The following is a 23581-nucleotide window of genomic DNA, read 5'->3' on the forward strand; positions in this document are numbered from 1 at the left end:
ATTCTTCCTTGGAATTTGACTTTGGGATTTATACTCTGGAAAGTGTATTTGACAACTATATAAGCAAGCGATAGGGTATAGCCATTTTGGGTTCTAAAACCCGAGAAGGGGGTGATTTTATATGACTACGGAAGAAAAATTTGATGCCATAGTAGTTGGAGCGGGGCCGGCGGGATCTGCCTGTGCATATGTTTTAGCCAGGGAAGGGAAAAGCGTGTTGCTTATAGAAAGGGGAGCATCGTCCGGTAGCAAAAATGTGACAGGTGGCCGGATTTACACCTATGCTTTGGAAATGGTGGAACCAGGTCTGTATGAGCGAGCGCCATTGCAGCGCAAGGTGGTGCGGGAACAAATGATGTTGCTTGGACGAAACGGCGCTGCTACTTTGGATTACGTAGATTACGATTTTGGTGAAGGAGTACCGCAGTCGTATACTATACTACGTGCACCCTTTGATGAGTGGTTTGCAAGCGAAGCTGAAGGACAGGGGGCCTTGGTCGCTACCGGAATCCTAGTAGATGGACTGATTGAGGAAAATGGCAAAATCGTCGGCATTAAAGCCGGCGAAGATGAAATGTATGCTGATATAGTCATTGCAGCCGACGGTGTGAATTCCTTTATTGCTCAGAAAGCCGGACTGTTTGGCGATATCAGTGCCAAAACGGTAAGTGTGGGTATCAAAGAAATTATCGAGCTTCCCGAAAATATTATAGAAACCAGGTTTAATTTGCGAGGCAATGAGGGAGCGGCGCGTCTTGCCATCGGCTGCACAGCAGGCATTTCTGGGGGGGCATTTCTCTATACCAATAAAGAGAGTATCTCCTTAGGAATCGTTTTTAACCCTGAGCAAGCTGGCAAAAGTGGAAAAAGGATTCATCAGATCCTTCAAGACTTCAAGATGCATCCAGCCATCCTAACGCTCATTGAAGGCGGGACAACGGTGGAATACGGGGCTCATCTAGTGCCGGAAGTGGGATTAACTGGCGTACCGCAGAAGCTATACAGGGACGGACTGATCGTTGTTGGTGATGCCGCCGGCTTCGTTATCAATACGGGCACTATCATCCGTGGTATTGATTTGGCGATTGTAAGCGGCTTGGCGGCTGCTAACGCCGTGCTTAAAGCCAGTGAACCGTCTCAAATAGGACGATTATACATGCAAGAACTCCAGAATTTGCTGCTATTGCCAACCATGAAAGTTTTTGCTGGTTGGCATAACATCCTAGGAATTCCACGCATGGTCAAAGAATATCCTGATCTTGTTAACGAGGCTATGAATTTTATGTTCACCGTCGATGGCAAGGTTCCGGAGAAAATGCCTAAGGCAATGCTGAGCATAATAAAAAAACATGTATCTTTCTTCCAGTTAGTGACAGATGGCTGGACAGGGCTTAGATCAATATAGCCTATCAAATTAAGTATTTATTTAGGAGGAGAACATGTTAAAAACTAAAATTACTGAGCTTTTAAAGATTGATCATCCTATTATGCAGGGGGGGATGCAGCACCTGGGGACCATAGAACTGGCTTCTGCAGTATCTAACGCCGGAGGGCTTGGTACGATTAATGCCACCGCCTACCCGACACTTGAAGAATTCCGGTCGGCAATCCGCAGCCTCAAATCTTTGACGAAAAACCCTTTCTGTGTCAACGTATCCATGTTGCCAAACGCCTCTCCCGGAGAATTGACAGCCGAATATTTCAAGGTGATTGTGGAAGAAGATGTTCCGGTTGTAGAGACAGCCGGACGCAATCCTGTGGAATACGTTCCCATGTTGAAAAGTGCAGATATAAAACTTATTCATAAGGTGCCGGCAGTAAAATTTGCTAAAAAGGCTGAAGAGATCGGCGCCGATATAGTTACAATTGTGGGTTTCGAGTGTGCCGGGCATCCAGGAATGGAAGACGTCACAACAATGATCCTTGCCAATAAGGTAGCAAAAACGGTTAAGATACCGATCTTTGTTGGCGGCGGGATTGCAGACGGAGCTGGATTAGTTGCTGCTTTAGCCCTAGGAGGAGAGGGGGTTGTTATGGGAACTCGTTTTGTTGCGACTGAAGAGTGCACAATCCATTCAAAATTCAAGGAGTGTCTGGTTAACTCTTGCGAAAATGATACAATGCTTGTTCAACGCTCCATAAAAAACATGGTACGCGCCATGAAAAATAACACAGCATTTAAGGTTGCGGAAATGGAGAAGCGCGGTACCACATTGCAAGAATTGTTACCGATTATTTCCGGCAAAGTGGGTAGGAGATGCCAAGCAGAAGGCGACCTGGAGGGATCAATATTCGCTATTGGGCAGACAATCGGACTGATCAATGAAATCAAGCCTGTAAAAAAGGTAATTGAGGATATGATTAACGAAGCCGAAACTATCCTAGCGCGTTTTAATAGCATAACAAAGTAACTCCCTTCTCGAAAATAACCTGGAGCTGATGTCTATTTCAAGATGTACGCTGCTGAAAGTGTTGATATGTACTGGATATGCAGGAAAATCAGCGAGTTTGTCATGATTATATTCTCAAGGTAAAGAGCTTGAGCGAAAGAAACGGGTGGATTTGCAAAGCTGAGATGGTCTCCACCATACAATTCTGAAAATCACACAAAAACCCGCGAATTTCGCGGGTTTTTGTATGCTGGGGTATTGGTAGGGTGCCGTCTCTGCTGGAAAATTTTTAATAAATTACTAAAGATTACTTATAATCTGGTATAAATATACAGCAAAATAGAAATTTATGTCAAAAAGGTATTGACGATCTAATTAATCAACCTATTCAATTGCCATAGAAGTAAATCCGAAAGAAGCAGCACACTCACCTCCGAATGATTTGTAGCTGCCTGTAATCCAACAATCATAGTTGCAAAATAAAATAAGCTCAATGGTAACCGTTTCACACCATTTTGTGGCTTGAGCTTGCGAAAGGAATGATTAAAAGATGAAAAGTATCCAGGCCAAACTCACAGTTACAATTCTTATCATTATTTTTGTAGCGCTAAGCGCGTTGGGAGGGCTAAACTACTGGAAGGCGCGGGAGATAATTACCCAAAGTATTACGGGAGACATGGAAAAAATGGCCGAGAACTCAGCTGAGGATGTCGGCAATTGGATGGAATCACGCAAGTCAGAACTGGCTTTAATGGCAGCGGCACCGATGATAAAAAATGGCGATAAAGCTGCCATTGTTCCGTTTTTAGCCAATGCAGTCAAGGCGCATAAGGTTTATGATGCCATGTCTTATGTTTCCCTGGACGGGAATTTTATCAGTTCTAGCGGCATAACCGGCAGTTTGGTTGATCGGGATTATTTCAAGAAGGCTCTCCAGGGGGAGCCAGTCATATCTGATCCGGTACAGTCTAAGGTCTCAGGAAAATGGATAGTTGTGGTGGTTGTTCCGGTAAAGGCAGATGGCAAGTTGACCGGGTTATTTCAAGGAAATGTTGACATAACGGGATTGGCCAGTAGAGTTCAAAGCATCAAGGCCGGTCAGACTGGCTATGCCTATATCTTGAAAAATGACGGGCTGGTCATAACTCATCAGGACCAAGAAGTTGCCATGAAAGCTAACTACCTGAAAGACAGTAACACTCCGCCAGCTCTCACCGCGATTTCCGAACGCATGGTTAAAGGTGAGACCGGTCTTTCCCGTTACGAATATGGGGGCAATGACAAGATAATAGCTTTCGCGCCGGTGGGGGGAACGGACTGGTCCATGGCCATAACGGTGCCTGCGACGGAAGTAACGGGGGCTGTTTCCGCGTTGACCACGATATCGCTGATAACAATTTTTGCGGTGTTGATTATTACGGCGATAATCATCGCCTGGTTCTCCCGCCGCATTGCCAGGCCCATCCAGGCCCTCGAAGCGGCGGTCAACCGGATTGCTAACGGCGACATCGCCCAGGTTAACCTCAATATTAGCTCCAAGGACGAAATCGGCCGACTGGGCAATAGCTTCGAACAGATGACGAAAACCCTGCGAGGCCTTATCCGGAAAATCCATGGTGCCACCGACCAGGTGGCGGCGTCATCGGAGGAACTGACCGCCAGCGCGGAGCAGGCGGCCCGGGCAGCCGACCATATAGCTGCTGCAATCACCACGGTAGCCAACGGCGCCGATGAGCAACTAGTCGCCGCCGACAACGCCTCCACGGTAGTGGCGGAGATGTCAGCTGGAATTCAGCAGATAGCTGCCAGCACCCAACAGGTAGCGGCGCAATCGGCCCAGGCAGCCGGTAAGGCGAAAGAAGGCGACAGAGCCGTGGACGATGCGACTACTCAAATGGACCAGATAGAAGAGACTGTTAATTCCTCGGCTAAAGTTGTGGCTAAGCTGGGCGAGCGCTCCAAGGAAATCGGCCAGATTGTCGATACCATTTCCGGTATCGCCGGTCAGACGAATCTGCTTGCGCTTAACGCCGCCATCGAGGCAGCTCGGGCAGGGGAAGCTGGCAGAGGTTTCGCAGTCGTAGCCGAGGAAGTCCGAAAACTGGCTGAACAGTCTCAGGAGGCGGCCAAGAGGATCGCTGAGCTGATCGGTCAAATCCAGGGAGACACTGACAAGGCGGTCGTGGCCATGGATGAGGGTACGCGGGAGGTTAAGACCGGGGCCGAGGTCGTAAAGAAGGCTGGGGCCGCCTTCCGGGAAATCGCCGGCCTAGTTACCGAGGTTTCGGACCAGGTGAAAGAGATTTCCGCTTCGATTCAGCAACTGGCCAACGGAAGCCAACGAATCGTAGGCGCGGTGCAAACAATCGACGGCTTGGGCAAGAAGTCGGCTGGCGAGGCTCAGGGAGTTTCGGCGGCCGCCGAGGAGCAACTGGCGTCAATGGAGGAAATCGCCTCCTCCGGCCAGTCACTGGCTAAGCTAGCTCAAGATTTGCAGACCGATGTAGCCAGTTTCCGGCTGTAGCGGGTGACCGGAGCAATAGTGAGTTGTTCAATTTGTAATATAGTCAAAACTCTTGAGGGCAATAAGGTCGATCTTCAGTGCCTCTTTCGCACTGTTTTTCCTGATACGGAGAACCGTACCGTGCGACCCGTTCCTACGAAACTTAAGTGGCAAAAGCCACTCATTGGGATGGAGGGGAGGCGGGAGTGAGGAAACCTTTCACGCGTCCGGTCTGACAACTTGATACTTGATGTTGGTGTTGAATTGCAGAAAACCTTAGCCAAAACTAAGCAAAATATTGCAAAATATACCGGAATTCAAGTAAACATAAAACCGTTCCAATTTGCTATAATGTGTTGCACATTATTAGAGCAAAGGAACGGTTTTTTTATGCAAATAATCACATAATTCTCTATGAGCCCTCAGCAATATGTCTTACAGTTTGACTCCCTGCAGATTAGTCGGCCTGAAAAATGTCCAAACTGCGGTGTATCTAATTCTTTTCATGGGGTTTGCATGTTAACTGTCCCCACAGCAGAAACCTTTTCGCAAAGATTTCTTAAACAGTACAAACTAAATTTCATGGCACGCTAATTGTATCATAAAGTCAGCTCTACCGTAAATGGAAACCATACATGTGAGTTGTGTGGTGCTAAAGGAAACATCGAAATGCACCACGTCAAGAAATTGAAAGATCTTGAACATAACGGTAGAAAAGGCAAGCCCGAATGGATGAAGCGCATGATCGCGATGAGGAGAAATACACTCGCCGTATGCCAAGAATGCCATGCCAGCATCCATTCGGGTAAGTATGACGGTAAGACGCTAACGTCGATGTTGGCTGACAGTTAACCACTGGCGAGCGGAGTGCACAGGAAACTTGCATACTCCGTTCTGAGAGGGGCGATTGGAAAAGTGCTGTCTTCGGATGGTAACTCGCTGGTCGCCTACTCTACATCATGCTCGGTTCTGGAGCCGAGTCAACGGGGTGACCCGTTGACTTAGGTTAACACTGGTAATGGCAAATGTATCTACCTTGTTGCCGTAGGCTAATGGTGGACGTCCGATAGTGCCGTTATGTAACTGGTAAAGGCAGTTGCGCTTTTTAGCTGGCCATGACCGGAACGATGACGAGATAGAAAAAGCGATCCTTGGCAGATGGTTTTACTGCATAGGCTCGCTTTCTCGTTGAATGCATCTTTGGGGACGGAGTTGCTGGCATCGGTTTTCAACACTGCCGACTTTCCCGTCCCCATTAACATTCCGGTCGACATTGTTGAAAACTGATGCGTAACCCAGTATAATTTAAATGTTATGGTTTGATTACTCATTATAAGAATAAGTAATCAAGCTCAACTACCGATTTTTAAATGGTATTCACACTTGGCGAATAATGTAAAGTATTAGATTAAGTAGATAGGCGGATACGTTATGAAAATTTCCAAGAAAGATGCGTTGATATGGTTTGATTTTTTTTCACAATTGCCTGAGGAAGAGGAAATTAGTATAAAACATGAAGAAATCATTTACTCTACCTTTGCGCAAATTGAGGCAGCAATTGATCATAGAAATGAACTATTGATGTCGGAAATTAGAAGTTTAAAAACGTTGGAAAATAGGACTTTTTTTGTAGGAAATGAAAGCAAATTCCCCAAAGGATGCCGCTCTTGTCTGTTGGGTACTGGTTTGAGTGCAATTAGGAAAACGAACAAATGTAATTTAGAGTGTAAGTTCTGTTATAATTATGGGGAACTAGAAGATATTCATCCAGTTGGAGAAGGTATGTGGGAAATTGGCGGCACAAAATTTTACGAGAAGGATATGGATTTGCTTCTTTCTATTCACCAAAAACCCACTGGCATTTCCTACGTTTATTTAGAACCTTTTATGGAAATTGAAAAATATTATTCGGTTATAAAGAAATTTAGTGATGCTCAAATTTATCAACATTTATACACAAATGGCACTTTAGCTACAGAAGAGACATTGAAAGCATTAGGTGAAGCCGGTCTTAATGAGATACGTTTCAACCTAGGTGCTTCTAATTGTTCGGACAAAGTAATTGAAAATATTGGCTTAGCGAAAAAATATATTAAAAGTGTAGGTATTGAAACTCCAATGACTCCTGAGTTTTTCGAAGTATTTTTTAAGAAAAAGCAAGCAATCTTCGAGACAAAACTCGATTTTATCAATTGTGCGGAATTACATTTAAATGAGAATAACATAAACAATTATTATGGGGAAAATATGTATATTTCCCGACATGGTTATATATCTCCAATCTGGAGTAGGGAATTAACTTTGAAATTCATGAAAATAGCTGATGAAGAAAACTGGGATTTAGCAGTTCATGATTGCTCAAACTACACAAAGTTTGCAAGAAGTTTAAATTTGAGTAGCAAAACGGGTATGTGGTTCGGAGCCAGTAATTATGCCTGTGAGTTTTCTATGATACCATACGAAATATTTATACCAATACTGAATGATGACAATTTTAAATTTTTAGATGAAGAAGAATTGCCTGATGACTATCAACCAGAAATTATAGATTTTTAGAATGGTGTGAATACTCTAAACCAAACAGAAGGTATGGAAAACAATGAGAATTACTACCGTTGAATTCTTAGCGCTGAAAGACGGCGCTAAAAGGATCGTTTGAACTAAAACATTCGCCGTTTGACCCGACGGAAAACCGTATCACTGGTAACGGTGCAGAGTGTCCTCAAAGCTTGTATTTTCAAGGTTTGAGGGCTTCTTTTTTGTTCGTTTCTAAAAAAGAAGCTGGTGATTGCCCCGCAAATATGGGAGGGAGCGTTTTCAATTTCGGGACCGTATCAAGAATGTTTATAAACGATTTTTGCCACCCCAGATACACATCATATCTAAGATTGGAATAAGCGATTTTCCACGTTCCGATAAGCTATATTCTACTTTTGGTGGGATTTGAGGATGTTCTTTGCGTACTATTAGTTGGTCTTCTTCCATTTCTTTAAGTGTTTTACTTAACGTTTTGAAGGAAATTGTACCAATAGAACGTTGAAGCTCATTGAACCGCATAACTGACCTATATTCAGCAAGCCAATACATAATAATCATTTTATATTTACCATTAATAAGCGATAAAGTATACCCGAAATCGGTATCTTTTATATTGATACCAGTTGGGCTGCAATCTTCAATAGACATTTTTACACTTCCTTTCAGGTTAGTACATTACCTTAATGTGCGTACTTCACTAATGTCATATTATAATTTATACTTTAATTGTTTTCAATGATATCAATTAAAGAAAGGAAGAATGAACAGTGAAAAAGAGTATTCTGGTAGTAACTGGTAGTCCGAGAGTTGGAGGTAATAGTGATTTATTGGCTGATGCGTTTATAAAAGGAGCAGCCAAAGCAGGACACGAAGTAGTTAAATGTGAAGCTGGTAGAAAAAATATTATGGGTTGCAAAGCTTGTGATACCTGCTACAGTAAAGGGAAGCCTTGTTCATTTGATGATGATTTTAATAGTATTGCTCCTCTTATGGAAAAAGCAGACGTAATCGTTTTTATAACGCCGCTTTATTGGTTTACATTTCCCACTCAGCTTAAGGCGCTCATAGATAAAACCTATTCGTTTATTATTGGAAAAAAGGAACAGAATATAAAAGAAAGTATGCTTCTGGTTTGTGGAGAAGAGAAGGATGAGGCCGTATTTGACGGTATTATTACCACATATGAACGGATAGCGAACTATCAAAAATGGACAGATAGAGGTCAGCTGATTGTTCCCGGTGTGCTTAATAAAGGAGATGTATTATCTACTAACTATCTTGTTCTTGCAGAAAAAATGGGCCATAATATTTAATGGCCACTGGTAATGGTGAAGAATGTCCTCAACCCTTGCGTAATGAAGGGGTGGGGACATTTTTTATTCTAATGTTAAAGTGATAGAACTATCTTAACTCAAAATAACCACCCAAATTATACCAATTTTTCGTCCGGACTCCAATGGGAATGAATTATCGAATGTGTTAATATATAATAAAGACATTTCCATTTATTCACATTTTGATAATGTAAATAATCTATTTCTAAGGGGGGGAAGAGTAAGCCCTAAAAGTTTATTCTACATTTTCGGAGAGGTGTGATACCATGAACAAAAACCCGTTATTGCCAAAATTACACTTGATTACAGAGGAATTTGGAACAACGCTGGCGGATATTGGCAATTTGTCAAAGTGTATTGAAGATGTAAAAAATGCAGCTTTAGATTCTGATACTGGGCCGGAAGATCCGGAAAATTTTAAAGAATTAAGGGACCGGCTGGAAAAAGCTAACCGAAAACTTCCTCCTCTTTATCGTGAGGCGGTATTTAATCCTTATGTTAAATGCCTGGATGAATTAGGTGAAGAAGGATTTAATAAAATCCTTCTTATGGATCGCATGAAAACTGGCTTGGCAGGTATGATGATTGATATTGCTCATGCCATTCTACAAAATGGCGAGGGATATTGCGAATGGGCTACAGATGCCTTTCAGGAAGTTGTCAGCGATATTTATGACGGATTTTTAAGTTCTGAAAACAGAACCGGGGTAAAGCCACCGGACAAATGTGTGATTCCACCTCTTGTAAAATGGGGAAATCCTAATTTTGGCCCGTATACGTGGCCGATAGACGCCACTACAACTTTTGAGATACAAACATCAATTGTAAATCTTCCGCCCGCTAATGCTAAAGGGGGGCTCCTCGCTTGGGCTACACTAGGGCATGAAACCGGAGGACATGACATTTTACATGCAGACACCGGATTAACCGCTCAATTACAAGAAGCTGTTCGTTCTGCGCTGAAAGAAAAAAACATTGGTCATGGACTACCCGAATATTGGTCTGCCAGAATTGATGAAACAGCTTCCGATATTTTAGGAATACTCAATATGGGTCCGGCGGCAGGGATCGGATTAATTGGATATTTTCGCGGGTTAAATTATGCGTATATAGGTAAGCCTGTTCTCAGAAACAATGGACCCGAATCTGACCTACATCCCGCAGATATTCTCAGGGGTTACCTGGCTGCCTCAGCGGTAGGACTGCTTAATTTCAGTGGTGCAGACAATTGGGCAAAAATTATTGAAGCTGAAACCAATAAAGATCTTTCGGAAATCAACATTGCAGGGGAAAAAATAAATGTCGAAGACGCCCGGGAATCCACCAAAATTGTTGCGTCCACGATTATGCGTACAACATTGCAAAGCTTGGAAAATCATAATTTGGCGCAGATCCAAAACTGGTATAATCAGGATGAAAACATTACTAATTACTTACGTTCTCTATTAATTACGGATAATCCATTGCCTATAGATTATAAACAAAATATTTATGCAACCCATGTGGTTGCCGCCGCTGTTATGGCCGCCCTTGTCAAAGACGCCGACATCCCGTCCATATTTAAACGCATGCAGGCTATTTTGAAGACGATGCATGATGGTAACCCGTCATGGGGGCCCTTATATGTACAGTATTCAGGTAACATTGTACCATGCGTAGTTTACTCCAGGTCTATCGAATATCCATTTACTGAATGATGGGGACTACTAACTGCGAAAATGGCCACAACCTTTGCGAAAATGCAGGGGTTGTGGTTTTGCTTTTGCATGTAGTTAGGAGTTCATAGTAGGTGTTTTCAAAAAAGATAGTGCTATTTTTCGTATGGAAAAGGAGGAGAGAATGCCTGTGATTGTGTGAGGGCACAGAGGCGTGTTTTAAATAGGCTTATAAAAGAAATTTTTTAACAAGTGGTAAATCATACTATGTTATAATTAAATTCAGGGGTACTACCAATTACACTCTACACGGTAGGGGCGATTCCTCTAGATAAATGGGTAGCATCCCGAATAAACCTCACATAGGAAAGGGGAGAATATATCTACCTAAAAAGAGTGGAAAATGAAGGATGTCAGCAACCTGTCCCCATGGCACCCTGGGAAAAACAGGTAGTAAGCCTCAAGGTATGTTATTTTTGGCTCTATATGACGTAATTCTGCCGCCGACTAGCGAATAAATAAAAGAGGATTTTTCCGGTTATTGAGTGATAAAGAACGCGGGGAAAGTATCGATATTGATTTTTAAACAGAGGTGAGGATGTGGAGTCATCTTGGACTTCAGAAGAGTTAACTCTGATATTGAAGAGTGGGCATCTACGGAAGTTCCCAAAGAACCAGATCATTTTTTACGCAGGGGCAGTTTGCAATGAAATATATTATATTGACAAAGGGTGGGTCAATATTTATAGCATGACAGACGAAGGTAAACGGGTTTCTGTAGGACTTAGAAGCAAGGGTGAATTTGTTGGTATCTCTGAAATATTTTGCCGGAGCTCATGGCAATGCTTTGGACAAGTGTTAGCAGAAGTCGACGTCTATGCTATTGAACTCAAAAATTTGTATGTTATTTTAGATAAACATCCCAGCATACTTCGTAAGTTTTTGACATTAACGGCACACCGCCTCCAGGAGGCAAATACAACTATGCTCAACTATGTCTGCAAACAGGCGCCGGGTAGGCTGGCACTGACCCTCCTCAATCTAGCGGAGAAATCTAGCAACAAAAAGAATGATAAAGTAAAGGTGTCTATCAAATTAACGCAGGAAGAGCTCGCTGCCATTATCAGTACCACACGGCAGTCGGCGGGTCGCATTATGAATTCCTTTAAAAAACTTGGATGTATAGAAATGAAAGGCAGGCAAATAGAGGCAATTTATCCGGACAAACTGAGAGCAAAATCCCTAGGGGAAATATAATATATGCTGCAAGTTGAACTTTAATGAGTCGCTTCAAAAACAGTAAAAAGTGTACAACCATTCCAGCTTATCGAAGGAAAAAAACGTATGAGTAAAATGAAAATTTTACTCATACGTTTTTTCCTTTTGGAAATGTAACTTACTTTACATTATATTGGTTTTTGATAAGCACTAAGATGTCAAGCAAATAACAGAAAAATTTTGAATAGAGTGTTATTATGAATAAGTCAGATAATTACGTATTAGTGTTGTATTGCAGCATTCTTAGCCCGTAAGAAATAATTGTTCAATTAATCGCGATTATTTATCAGAACAATAACTATATTTTTTGAGGTAAAAAATTGAAACGGGGGCGAATTAATGCTAGAAAATTATTTAACAGGTATACCTTTACCGAGAATGGTCAAAGTACGACAAAATTTTTCAGCGGGGCATATTGCTAATTTGCAAGCTGCTGTGAGCGAACAATTAGCTGGAAAAGAGATTGCTCAGCTTATTAAACCGGGTGCTCGCATTGCTGTTTTAGTGGGTAGTCGTGGAATTGCGAAGATTGATGATATAGTGGCAATTACCGTTAGAGAATTGAAAAGGCAGGGGGCAGAGCCTTTTATTGTTCCGGCCATGGGAAGCCATGGAGGAGCAACTGCCGAGGGGCAGATCGAAGTATTGCAGAGTTTAGGTATTACGGAAGAGAAAGTCGGTGCGCCGATTATATCTTCCATGGATACTGTTGAACTTGGACGAGCAAGCTCCGGCTTACCGGTTTATTTCGATCGCAATGCTGCTGGTGCCGATGGGATTATTCCTATTGCCAGAGTTAAACCCCACACTGCGTTTCGTTATTACCATGAGAGCGGTGTCATAAAAATGCTTACAATTGGTGCCGGTAAGCAGCGTGGTGCCAGTGCACTGCATTCAAGGTTTAGTGTAAATGGTTTTGGGCCGTTACTGCATGCAGCTTATCTGCAAGTTTGCCGCAAATTGCCGGTTTTATTTGGTTTGGCTATTGTTGAAAACGCGCAAGAGCAGGTGGCGATGATTGAAGCCATACCCCAACAGTTAATTGAAAAAAGAGAGCCTGAGCTTTTACAAAAGGCATTTGAGCTAATGCCGAAGATACCGTTTACTAATTTTGATGTGTTAATTGTTGATCAATTGGGTAAGAACATTAGTGGTGACGGTATGGATCCCAATATTACCGGACGCTATGCTGTCGACATAAAAGGGGATCTTGCTTATCAACGACTTGTGGCGCTTGACCTTACGCCGGAAACAGAAGGTAATGCTTTAGGTGTCGGTATGGCAGATATAACCACCCGTAAGCTGGTTTCAAAAATTGACTATGAAAAAGGCTATATGAATGCCTTTACATCGAAAATTGTGTTAGCAACGGTCAAAATACCAATGACGCTGGAAAGTGACCGGGAGGCGATTGCGGCAGCAGTACAGACCTGCGTTTGTGTTGAACCAGGGCAGCATAAGGTGATTCGAATAAAAAATACGTTGGAAATTAGTGAGCTGGAAATTTCGGAAACATTGTTAGCCGAAGCGAAACAGAAAGATGGCCTGGAGATATTGGGGCAACCATTGGCAATGAATTTTGATTCTAAGGGCAACCTGCTATAGCCTTGGAATAATTTAAATTACAAAAGGAGGCAATTATGACTAACACCGTATTTACCGAAGAAATGCAAAACAAGCTTATGACCAAACTGCGATGGAAAATAGTACCTTATATTATGCTGCTTTACGTAGTATCTATGATGGACAGGCTTTGTATCAGTTTTGGGGCACTGCAGATGAACAAGGAACTGGGTATAAGTGCAAGTGCCTTTGGGATTATTGCCGGGATTTTCTTTATATCCTATTTCTTTTGCGAAGTACCCAGTAATGTGCTCATGCATAAAGTGGGTGCCCGTGTCTGGATTACCCGGATACTGATCACTTGGGGCATCGTAACGATCGGTACTGCTTTTTCCGATACAGCAACGCATTTAGCAATTTGGCGCTTTTTACTCGGTGTGGCGGAAGCAGGTTTTTATCCTTGTATGATTTTGTATTTAACATTATGGTTTCCAGCTAAACATTTAGGACGGACAATATCGTTATTTATGTGCGGTATGGCTATTTCTAACATCTTGACCGGCCCACTTTCCACCTGGATCATGGATAATGTTGCTTGGTATGGTATGTCAGGCTGGCGCTGGATGTTTATTATTGAGGGTATACCCGCAGTTGTTTTGGGAATAACCACTTTCTTCGTATTAACTGACAGACCTGAGCAAGCTAAATTTTTAACTCAGGAAGAAAAGGATTGGCTGATAGCAGAACTGCAACAGGAGCATGAAGCAAAAAGCAAGAAGCTGCAAGTTTCAAAATGGGCTGTGTTTTCTCAACCGCGCATCTGGTACATGTGTGTTCCTTATCTGTGCTATATTATGGCACTATACGGCCTGGGAATGTGGATGCCGCAAATTCTACGTGCTTTATCGCAAACACTTACCAATTTTCAAATTGGTCTTATTTCGACTTTGCCGTATATAGTTGGCGTAATTGCCATGGTGCTTGTTGCCAGGCATTCGGATAAGACGGAAGAACGGCGCTATCACGTAGGTATTCCTATCCTTTTCAGTTTTTTCAGCTTGATCGCGTTGACTATGACGAAAGATTTATGGCTGTCAATGTTGTTTATTTGCATTAGCACGGCGGGCATATATAGTTTCGTAGGTACTTACTGGACGTTGCCCAGCTCATTTTTAAGCGAGGGAACGGCAGCAGTAGGTATCGGTATTATTAATTCCGTCGGCAATCTCGGTGGCTTTTTCGGGCCATATGCTGTAGGTTTTCTAAAAGATATGACAGGATCAACATCGGCCGGAATGTATGTGTTGGCAGGTTTTGCTTTATTTGCAACAATATCAGTTTTAGCTATTCCTGAAAAAGAGGTTGCGATTAGAACGCAAAACAGTAATATAAAGACTTGATATCTAAAAACTGCTGCGAAAATTTAATATGATTCTATACTTGGCAATAAATAGAACAGTAATCCAGCTGAAAAGCTGGATTACTGTTTTTGGAGTAAGACATAGATGGTAGTACTGTCTTTATGCCACAGGCTGGACGCAACCACTGTCCCCGTGGCATGTCCTGGACAAAATTGAATATAGTGCCCCCTTTTTTAAAAAACGCATATTCCCTTTGCCTTGCCGGTCTTAAAGACAACATTTCGTAAGCCGTACGTTTGCTAAAAGGCTGCGTGAGCTGTGCGGCTTTAACTTAGACAGTTTTGAGTTAACTGAAACAGAAGTAAGGTAGCCGGTGATATCCGCATGCTGGTTCATTAAGTGAAAGCCAAAGACGGTTCTTTCGACAATAAGAAAAAGGACAGCAGTCAGAAGAGGCTACGAACTACACGGAATAGTTCGTAGCCTCTTCTTCGTGACTTTCATTAGCGGCTTGCTAAATGATCGATCTGGACAATCATCCGGCTTACCGTATGAAATCAGACCTGCTTCAAGGGCGGCAGTGGGCGGCTATATTGGAAACTGTGGTTCTAAAGTGAAATAATTCAGCAGGATTGTCATAGTAAGACAGCGTGATTGTCCTATCCAGACTCAACATAGCTGAGGTATACTCAAAAATAAATAACAAGGGATATGGATAACGGGGAGTGGAGGAAGTGCAAAAAAAAATCTTAAGAAGGAAAATTCTACTTGCGCTATGTTTGGGAAGTATGTTTACAATACAACCTGCTTATGCTGCTGAAGTAGGATATAGCGTCCCAGGCGATAATGTTACCTTAAATACCAGTGAAATTTCGATTACAAAAACGGCTACTGATTATATTAATGTAATTGGTGTTTCCAATAGAGAGTATAGTAATTTTATTCTTGGTAATCCGCTAACGACGATTACGGCAGAGGCAAAATCAACATCTTGGTATGCGGACGCATATGGAATATATAATTATGGTATTGGTGCAACAACAAGTGTAAGTGGATCTGCTGCTATAACAGCAACCGCAACAAGTGGTAGTGATACGTCTTTCAATGCGAGTACGAATGCGCATGCGTATGGGATATATAATTATGGCACTAATGCGACAACAAATGTAAGTAAAGATGCCGCTATAATAGTAAAAGCAACAGGTGGTAGCAGCGATACGACTGGTTTTTTTGCGACTGCGGATGCGGATGTATACGGGATATATAATTATGGCACTGATGCAACAACACGCATAAGTGGAGATGCCGATATACAAGTAGAAGCGACAGGTGGCAGCGCCACGTCTAATTCTAGCGCGACTGCGAATGCATATGCGTATGGGATAGATAATTCTGGTGATGCTGCAATAACAACTATAAGCGGAGATGCCGCTATAACAGCAACAGCAACAGGTGGTAGTGCTGCAAGTACGTATGCGTATGCGGCTGCATATGCATATGGGATATATAATTCTGGTACTGGCATAGTCAGCCTCGAAAAAAATGCAACTATCAGGGCAACGGCGACCGCAAATAGTGAGGATACCTATGCGTATTCCTTATATGCAACCGGTGGGACGATCAATATTAATCAAGCTGACGGAAATCCTTATACCATCAAACTCACCGGTGATGTGGTGGCAACAGGCGGCCTCATCAATCTTAACTTGAATAACAGCAGTTCTTTTCTGCAAGGCAATGTCGTGACAAGCGGTAGTGGTACCGTAAATCTGACTCTGACCAACAATGCCGTATGGCAGCCCGTCTATGATAACCGAAATGGTATCATTACATATAATAGTAGTCTTTATTCTACAACTCTAAACACCATTAATGCCCTTAATCTAGCTGGCGGCATTGTCAATTTAACCTGGGATAATGCAAACAGGACAAGCTCCTATAGGAACCTGGCTATTACCACCTTGAATGGTATGGGAGGTACCTTTACTATGAATACTGATGTGGCGAATAATACGGGCGATATCATTACAATTGGCACCTTAAGTTCAGCAAGTAATCTAAAAGTAGCAGTTAACTATGACAGCAGCCTGGCGGCAATTACCCAGCCGACCACCTTGTATAGCTCCAGTTATACTCCAATCAGCGTAATCACAGGAGGCAGCAACCTAACCGTAACCGGAGTCACCACTGATAGTGGTGCGTATTCCCTTACCCCTAATTTTAGCGGAACCACCTTGACGAGTCTTGCTATCGGAGCCAGCAGCAATACCAAAGCAGCCGCAAGTTCAGCCAGTGGACAGGCAGAGCTGATGCAGACCAGCGTCAATCATCTAAGAAAACGTCTTGGCGACCTGCGGAATGCACCCGGGAAAGAAGACGGTATCTGGGCAAGGGTATATAGCGGTGATGTGACTAATAACAAATATACCCCTGTAGAATCCGATTACAAGGGCATGCAGATGGGTTATGATAAGAGCAGACAAACGAGCGATGGCAGAATCTACACCGGTGGCGCATTAAGCTACACCAAGGCCGATAACAGTTTTTATCATGGCAGCGGAGATAGTGAGGTCAGTGATGTGGCTTTATACCAAACCTGGCTGGGTAAAGACGGGCACTATTACGATATTATCGCCAAACATGGCTGGTTAAGCAGTAATTATCATGTCACTGACTTAAGCAACAACTACTCCACGGCAGACTATAGCACCGGTACAGATAGTTTATCTGTGGAATATGGCTATAAAAAACAACTGACAAATGGTTGGTATCTCGAACCGCAGACAGAATTAACTTTTGGGCATTTTAACAGCGTCAATTATACAACAAGCTCAGGCTTGAAGGTAAAACAAGACAGCCTGACTCGCCTAATCGGCAGAATAGGTTTTGGCGCAGGGAAAAAATTAAATAATGTGACTCAACTGTATACATCGCTGTCGGTTTTACATGAATTTAAAGGCGAACAAAATATCAAAGCAGATAATTTAAACTATAACCAGTATTTAAGTGGCACGTGGTACGAATTTATCCTGGGAGCCACCGCAAAACTAAGTGACCACAGCAATGGCTATATCAACGTAGAGAAACTGTTCGGCGGCGATATCAGCAGTAACTGGCAGTTAAATGCCGGGTGCCGGTGGAGTTTTTAAGCCAAAAGAAATTCATATCGCACGAATAGGGAACGCCACTTTAGTCTGCCGTTCCCCTGATCGGAATAATATTTAGTGGAGCTGGTTTTTCATGTCACCGGAAAAAATACATTGGACGGAGAAACACCAATAGTATTGCACCTACACAGTGGTTACAGTCTATTTTTGTTGTATAATAATGAAGGTAGCAACTAAAAAGACAATGAGGTGAAATACATGGAATTTGAACAGGTTTTATATTTACGGCGAACTGCACGCAAATATCAGGCAACGCAAATCAAGGAATCAGATTTACAAAAAATATTAGATGCCGCGCAGACAGCGCCGTTGGCTGCGGGGGATGATAAAACTACACATATTACTGTTGTGCAGGATCCAACCTTACTCAAGCGTATTCGTGAGGTAACTCAAGTGATTTCACGTAAGACAGGTAATTTATTTGATCCATTTTATGGAGCGCCAACGATTATCTTCTTATCTGCAACAGATTTATCAGAGGACTGTATTGAATATGCTAACGTGGGTTGTGTAATCGAAAATATGATCTTGCAGGCAACTGCATTGAATCTAGGCAGTACCTATATATGGGGATGCTTAGGGAAATTACGTGATAATATAGAACTGATACAAAAAATGAATATTCCAGCTCAATATAAAATCCTATCGGCGTTGGCTATTGGTTATCCCACTACTCCATTAGAAAAACGCGAGAAAAAAGATAAGATTTCAGTAAATAGAATTTAGATTCGGATTTGCGAACTAGGGGCTGTAAATAGTTTTGTGCTTTTTCCTTGTGACATGACATTACCAATGTTCAGTAGAGTCGCAGAATCCCTCGTTTGCTAACGCGCTCGCAGCTAAGCAGTTATTTTCATCTGCAGCGGAGTGCGATACCCATTGTATTATGACTCGCAGGGATGGTTCTAACGAGTCAAAAAATGACATAAACCCTTATAGAATGCGGGTTACTCGGATTGACGGCCTATGCTTCGCTGCTGGCCCAGGAAGGTGAAACTGCCTTGCTGCTGGATGCAGTGAAACAGCATACAACTTTGCTTTTGCATGGGCCTATTTAGGCGAAACCCTTGGGATTCTCCAATTGACCGGGGCTTGATATACTCTGTAAGCTTTGCCAGAAAAACAGCAGTGTAACTGACGGTCAGGGGCTTGAATATCGTAATTTTTACGGGCTATACATTTACTGATTGCCGGACCCTATCTATGAGCCGGCTTTGCCTGCCCAAGACTATCTCTTAGATTCTGCCAATCAGCAGATGGTATTTTTACTGAAAAACTCAGGCAGTACCTGGATGTTGTTAAAGTCAGGAGCAAACCTTGTAGGTTATCGTTGATGTGGCAGGCTATTTAACAATAACAGGGCTCACAGAAAAACTATAACACCGGGAGTTTATGATTAGGCGGGGAGAACCGTATCATTGGTAATGGCGGAAAAACCTCAATCCTTTGGAATCAAGGGTTGAGGTTTTTTGTTTAGTGCGCCCGGCATGGGCGCAGTCTAACGGGTGAAAGTCCCGAACACGCCCGGTAGTGGGAAGTGTATAGCCAAGGCCAAGTGCGTCCATCGTGAGATGGAGTGTGAAGGAAGGCGGCGGCAAATCTCTGGCCTGACGAACAGAAACCGCATCAGGCACAAATTGAGGATAAGGCTGCTAAACAAGTCGAAGTCCAATAACTACACGGAATCAGTCTGTGTAAATGCGGCAGGTAGATGGAGCGAAAGACTGCGTTCTTACCCGGGGAGGCCTCACGGACGGTGGAAGCATATTTGCGAAAGCCGGTTGAAATAAGATTTGTCGTGAGGAGTCAGATGAAGCCATACTAGCAGTACCGTCGACGGTACTGTGAAGGGCGGAACCCTTGGAGGTGTTAGTAAATGAATGTTACCAGGAATCGGAACAATAGCAGAAAACACTGTGACAAAGGTGGTTGGCCGCAAAGGGATAGTGCGGAGCACAAAGAGTATGCGGGAGCGCTTACTGGTTCAGGGATAACTGAAAATAACAGCACCCATGCCAACAGACTAGAATGTGGACTGCTGGAAGAAATCCTTGCCCCAAATAATCTTAACCAAGCATACAAGCGGGTTAAGAAGAACAAAGGGGCAAGCGGAGTCGATGGGATGCAGGTGGAAGATCTTCTATCATATCTCAAAGACAACGGGGAGGAAATCCGGCAAACCATCAAGGACGGAAAATACCGACCTCAACCTGTACTGAGGGTGGAGATACCCAAAGATGGCGGGAAGAAAATGAGAAAGTTGGGAATACCAACAGCCGTAGACCGAGTCATACAGCAGGCAATAGCGCAGGTTTTGACGCCAATCTATGAGCCAAAGTTCTCGAACAACAGCTACGGATTCCGACCAAGAAGAAGCACCCATGATGCTCTCAAAGCATGTCAGAATAATATTTGCGACGGGTATAAGTACGTTGTGGATATGGATTTGGAACAATTTTTTGATACTGTGAACCAAAGCAAGCTGATAGAGGTACTGTCACGGAGTATAAAGGATGGGAGAGTCATATCTCTAATTCATAAATATTTCAGAGCGGGAGTTATTACGCGTGTGGGCAGATTCGAGGAAACGGAACTAGGAGTACCGCAAGGGGGACCTCTAAGTCCAATTTGTGGAAATATCCTTCTGAATGAGCTAGATGAGGAACTTGAACGAAGAGGGCACAGGTTCGTCCGTTATGCAGACGATATGCTCATCTTCTGCAAAAGCAAAAGAGCGGCCCAAAGGACACTGGAAAATCTAATCCCGTTCATAGAGAAGAAATTATTCCTCAAAGTGAACAAGGAAAAGACAGCAGTAGCCTACGTAGGCAAGGTCAAATTCTTAGGTTACGCGTTCTATATCAACAAGAACAGAAATGTGGGTCTGCGAGTACACCCCAAAAGCATTATAAAGATGAAAGCGAGGATTCGCGAAATTACATCAAGAAGCAACGGAATGGGATATGAGCAGAGGAAGGAAAAACTCAAACAGTTTGTAACTGGATGGGTGAACTACTTTAAACTTGCAGATATGAAGAATCTACTGAAAACAACAGATCAGTGGTTACGGAGACGTATCCGGATGGTTGTCTGGAAACAGTGGAAAAGGATAAGGACGCGATACGCTATGCTTAAGAAACTGGGAATAGTGGACTGGGTAGCATGGGAAGGTGCAAACATAAGAAAAGGGTACTGGCATGTTGCCCGTAACCCGATTGTTGCCAAAGCCATCTCTGCCGAGAGACTTAAGAAGGCAGGATATTTCAATTTTCTTGATTACTACGAGTCTGTTTGTGCGTAAACATAGGAGGAGCCGTATACCGAACGGTACGTACGGTTCTGTGGGAGGTCGGCTGACTCACTAAGGGTCAGCTTCCTACCCGATTAGAGATTGCAATTAATGAGGCATTTTTTTAAAGATAGACATATTATTTTATATTTATAAATTGTTGCCATTAATTTGGCCAAATGTTACAAATCCTATAGTATATTATAAAGATATGGATAAATGCGACAAGAAATATGAAAAACACGGAAACTTGTCAAGCTTTTAATGTAAAAAGATTTTTGAAACAAAGTCCCTGTCCCCGCGCTTCTGAAGAACAGAGAGAATCATTGTAAAACATGGCAACGTTAGAGGTAGCAGCGCCATAAACTTGATTTAACATTATTTAACGCGTCACGGTGATTTTTTGTAAGTCCATCCGATTTATGAAGTTTATACCGGATTTCTTTCGTTAAATGTGCAGGCTTTAGTAAACTCCTGCGGCGACTGACGTAGCCGTTATTAATAAAGTAATTGAAACTTACGAAACTTGAGCCGTGACGGAGGACAAAATCAATAACCTTAAATAACTTATCTGGATTACGACTTAGCATTTTAAAGGAGTCTACAAAAAATATATTTACATGCTTATTGGCAATTGCTTGTAGGTTTCTTAGAAGGTTATTGTCTATTGTAGGGTCCATTCCGCTCATTATAGTTGCTTCTACTTTATTTGTATTTTGATCTGCTAAGGGACGAATAATAGTTGGTATATAGTCTATAGTATTGCTTTCTCTAACGGGCGGAAAACGACTTTCATTACCAATAGTTTTCGTTAATGCCCATAAAGCGGCCCAGGCGAATGGATAGTGGTCCTTCAAATGCTCATAAGGATTACTATCACCTGGTTGAATGTTTTGAGCTAGTTTTTCAAAGTTTACATCTTTAAAACATCTAATAGCATCCCCAGTAAAATGGATAATGTGTTCATCTTGAATGACTGGTTTTTCAAGAGCAAATTTTTTAGCTTCTTGATTAGTACTCGCAATATCTTCAAGTAAACTATTTCGGACTCCTAAGACGACTATTGATTTAATATCTAGTTTTGCTTGCGGGGAATAAAAATTAGCTTCTTCGACTCCGGTGAATAATACTGTACGACGGAAATATGGATCGTTCCAGCGATTAATTATTGCCTGTAGTCTGTTATTTATGTCTTCGGCCACAATGGAAACGATTTTTTTATTTAAGCTATAAGAATTTAATCTGGGAATAAGATGCTCAATGATATAGTTATCTAAAGAGTTCAATTCCAATCTCCCTTTTTTCTTTAATTAACAAACACTAGGTAAATATAAAAACACAGATATACCTAATTTTTAATAACGGAAAGTTTTCTAATTCTATAATTTGTATTTATATACATATAGGTTTCGTTAGGCATGTTTTTGTATCCAAGTTTTTTATAAAATAATTTTAACTTATTGGTTAATCGTTTTTCTTCTTTATCATCATCAATAAGTGAATACTCATGTTCATTTACTCTTCTAATAGGTATCGGATTAACAATTAAACAACCAGCCTCAAGATTCAAAGAATACTTTAAAATTTTTTTGATCATATCCACTAATTTGCCTCCGACCCCCTGATTTCTATATTCATCATTAATATAAAGTAAATCTAGGTAAAAGATTGTGTTTGTGATGCCAACGTATTCATCTATTAAATTTCCATCACTATCAAAAAGGACTCTATATAAATCGGATGTGTCTCCGCTTATACAATCAAATACATCAAAAACATTGTCACCGCTTTCTTTTGCAGAGGGAATATCAAAGTAAATACCATGTAAAAAACCAAGATTATGTTGAATCATATCCCCATCAGTAGAGAATTCAGTAAAGATTGGCTCAATGGTAATATGCGCAGCATGCAATTCATCTGGTTCACCAAATTCTGGCCAACTATCTTCATCCCTACGCATTGGATTATTTACGCTAGGAGTTTCCAGTCTACTTGACCAAACTTTAAAAGAAATTAAATCAATATTCACTATAAAGGCCCCCATGAAGATACGTAATTAAATTCCTTACCCCTTATTATACTACTTTTACAAATATATAGAGAAATAAAGTTGGATTAGTTATTTTTAGCAAATATAGTAAAAATAGAATCGAAGGGATGAGTCAGGTGACGGTTCTTTGGCTCAGGACGATGGGAACAAATTTTGCAGGGCAATGAGGCGATTCGGTGTCCTGTTTTGCCGTTATAACCGATACGGAGAACCGTATCGTGCGACCCGTTCCTCCGAAACTTAAGTGGCAAAGGCCACTCATTGGGATGGAGGGGAGGCAGGAGTGTGGAAACTTTTCACGCGTCCGGCCTGACAACTTGATACTTGATGTTGGGTGAGAATAACCATTCAATTCCCAGCCCCTGAGGTAAACAGGGAATGTGTTACCCACGTTGGTGCGAATGACTATCAAACCGACGAATGCATGGGTGAAACGCGGGTAACTCAGAGTCT

Annotated in this window: 16 protein-coding genes; 13 read left to right on the forward strand and 3 right to left on the reverse strand. The window is 42.2% G+C overall.

Features of this window, described 5'->3' with window-relative positions:
* The first annotated feature begins 121 nt into the window (after window positions 1-121).
* From SALPA_RS13155 to SALPA_RS13175, 5 genes are all read left to right on the forward strand, one after another.
* Window positions 122-1405, forward strand: coding sequence for an FAD-dependent oxidoreductase (locus SALPA_RS13155; RefSeq protein WP_145094681.1), 1284 nt, complete (start codon window positions 122-124; stop codon window positions 1403-1405).
* Window positions 1406-1439: 34 nt separating this feature from the next.
* Complete coding sequence (locus SALPA_RS13160; RefSeq protein ID WP_145094684.1) at window positions 1440-2411, forward strand: nitronate monooxygenase family protein; 972 nt, start codon at window positions 1440-1442, stop codon at window positions 2409-2411.
* A 529-nt stretch (window positions 2412-2940) separates the two neighbouring features.
* A complete protein-coding gene (locus SALPA_RS13165; protein ID WP_145094687.1) occupies window positions 2941-4914 on the forward strand; it encodes a methyl-accepting chemotaxis protein in 1974 nt (657 codons plus the stop codon).
* A 621-nt stretch (window positions 4915-5535) separates the two neighbouring features.
* Window positions 5536-5745 carry a hypothetical protein gene (locus SALPA_RS33240; RefSeq protein WP_370516706.1) on the forward strand — a complete coding sequence of 70 codons (210 nt, stop codon included), beginning with the start codon at window positions 5536-5538 and terminating at the stop codon, window positions 5743-5745.
* A gap of 579 nt (window positions 5746-6324) precedes the next feature.
* Window positions 6325-7449: a radical SAM protein gene (locus SALPA_RS13175; protein WP_145094690.1), complete on the forward strand. Its 1125-nt coding sequence runs from the start codon at window positions 6325-6327 to the stop codon at window positions 7447-7449.
* 288 nt (window positions 7450-7737) lie between these two features.
* Here the strand turns inward: SALPA_RS13175 and SALPA_RS13180 are convergent, their stop codons facing one another.
* Entirely contained in the window at window positions 7738-8079 is a 342-nt protein-coding gene (locus SALPA_RS13180) for a helix-turn-helix domain-containing protein (protein ID WP_222427979.1), read from the reverse strand.
* A 119-nt stretch (window positions 8080-8198) separates the two neighbouring features.
* Here SALPA_RS13180 and SALPA_RS13185 point away from each other — a divergent pair, with 119 nt between their 5' ends.
* The 8 genes from SALPA_RS13185 (at window position 8199) to ltrA (ending at window position 21090) form a co-directional block, all read left to right on the forward strand.
* A complete protein-coding gene (locus tag SALPA_RS13185) occupies window positions 8199-8744 on the forward strand; it encodes a flavodoxin family protein (RefSeq protein WP_145094693.1) in 546 nt (181 codons plus the stop codon).
* A 287-nt stretch (window positions 8745-9031) separates the two neighbouring features.
* Window positions 9032-10462, forward strand: coding sequence for a hypothetical protein (locus SALPA_RS13190; protein WP_222427980.1), 1431 nt, complete (start codon window positions 9032-9034; stop codon window positions 10460-10462).
* Between the two features lie 558 nt (window positions 10463-11020).
* Entirely contained in the window at window positions 11021-11677 is a 657-nt protein-coding gene (locus SALPA_RS13195) for a Crp/Fnr family transcriptional regulator (protein ID WP_145094696.1), read from the forward strand.
* A 360-nt stretch (window positions 11678-12037) separates the two neighbouring features.
* Window positions 12038-13303 carry a lactate racemase domain-containing protein gene (locus SALPA_RS13200; RefSeq protein WP_145094699.1) on the forward strand — a complete coding sequence of 422 codons (1266 nt, stop codon included), beginning with the start codon at window positions 12038-12040 and terminating at the stop codon, window positions 13301-13303.
* A gap of 35 nt (window positions 13304-13338) precedes the next feature.
* The gene (locus SALPA_RS13205) at window positions 13339-14661 is read left to right on the forward strand and encodes an MFS transporter (RefSeq protein ID WP_145094702.1); all 1323 of its coding nucleotides are present in this window, start codon (window positions 13339-13341) and stop codon (window positions 14659-14661) included.
* Between the two features lie 749 nt (window positions 14662-15410).
* A complete protein-coding gene (locus SALPA_RS13210) occupies window positions 15411-17771 on the forward strand; it encodes an autotransporter outer membrane beta-barrel domain-containing protein (RefSeq protein ID WP_222427981.1) in 2361 nt (786 codons plus the stop codon).
* 216 nt (window positions 17772-17987) lie between these two features.
* Window positions 17988-18515: a nitroreductase family protein gene (locus SALPA_RS13215; RefSeq protein ID WP_145094708.1), complete on the forward strand. Its 528-nt coding sequence runs from the start codon at window positions 17988-17990 to the stop codon at window positions 18513-18515.
* 1150 nt (window positions 18516-19665) lie between these two features.
* A complete protein-coding gene (gene ltrA / locus SALPA_RS13230) occupies window positions 19666-21090 on the forward strand; it encodes a group II intron reverse transcriptase/maturase (RefSeq protein ID WP_145092090.1) in 1425 nt (474 codons plus the stop codon).
* A 332-nt stretch (window positions 21091-21422) separates the two neighbouring features.
* Here ltrA and SALPA_RS13235 read toward each other — a convergent pair whose 3' ends face one another.
* Both SALPA_RS13235 and SALPA_RS13240 read right to left on the reverse strand, forming a co-directional pair.
* The gene (locus SALPA_RS13235) at window positions 21423-22364 is read right to left on the reverse strand and encodes a hypothetical protein (RefSeq protein WP_145094714.1); all 942 of its coding nucleotides are present in this window, start codon (window positions 22362-22364) and stop codon (window positions 21423-21425) included.
* 62 nt (window positions 22365-22426) lie between these two features.
* Window positions 22427-23107 carry a GNAT family N-acetyltransferase gene (locus SALPA_RS13240; protein WP_186451060.1) on the reverse strand — a complete coding sequence of 227 codons (681 nt, stop codon included), beginning with the start codon at window positions 23105-23107 and terminating at the stop codon, window positions 22427-22429.
* Window positions 23108-23581 lie beyond the last annotated feature (474 nt).

The sequence above is a fragment of the Sporomusa sp. KB1 genome (genome assembly GCF_007830295.1).
Lineage (GTDB): Bacteria > Bacillota > Negativicutes > Sporomusales > Sporomusaceae > Sporomusa.

Excerpts from the sequence above, each read along its gene's own strand:
- SALPA_RS13155 (WP_145094681.1), top strand. The coding sequence starts at position 122 with ATGACTACGGAAGAAAAATTTGATGCCATAGTAGTTGGAGCGGGGCCG.
- SALPA_RS13160 (WP_145094684.1), top strand. The coding sequence starts at position 1,440 with ATGTTAAAAACTAAAATTACTGAGCTTTTAAAGATTGATCATCCTATT.
- SALPA_RS13165 (WP_145094687.1), top strand. The coding sequence starts at position 2,941 with ATGAAAAGTATCCAGGCCAAACTCACAGTTACAATTCTTATCATTATT.
- SALPA_RS13175 (WP_145094690.1), top strand. The coding sequence starts at position 6,325 with ATGAAAATTTCCAAGAAAGATGCGTTGATATGGTTTGATTTTTTTTCA.
- SALPA_RS13180 (WP_222427979.1), bottom strand. The coding sequence starts at position 8,079 with ATGTCTATTGAAGATTGCAGCCCAACTGGTATCAATATAAAAGATACC.
- SALPA_RS13190 (WP_222427980.1), top strand. The coding sequence starts at position 9,032 with ATGAACAAAAACCCGTTATTGCCAAAATTACACTTGATTACAGAGGAA.
- SALPA_RS13200 (WP_145094699.1), top strand. The coding sequence starts at position 12,038 with ATGCTAGAAAATTATTTAACAGGTATACCTTTACCGAGAATGGTCAAA.
- SALPA_RS13205 (WP_145094702.1), top strand. The coding sequence starts at position 13,339 with ATGACTAACACCGTATTTACCGAAGAAATGCAAAACAAGCTTATGACC.
- SALPA_RS13210 (WP_222427981.1), top strand. The coding sequence starts at position 15,411 with ATGTTTACAATACAACCTGCTTATGCTGCTGAAGTAGGATATAGCGTC.
- SALPA_RS13215 (WP_145094708.1), top strand. The coding sequence starts at position 17,988 with ATGGAATTTGAACAGGTTTTATATTTACGGCGAACTGCACGCAAATAT.
- ltrA (WP_145092090.1), top strand. The coding sequence starts at position 19,666 with ATGAATGTTACCAGGAATCGGAACAATAGCAGAAAACACTGTGACAAA.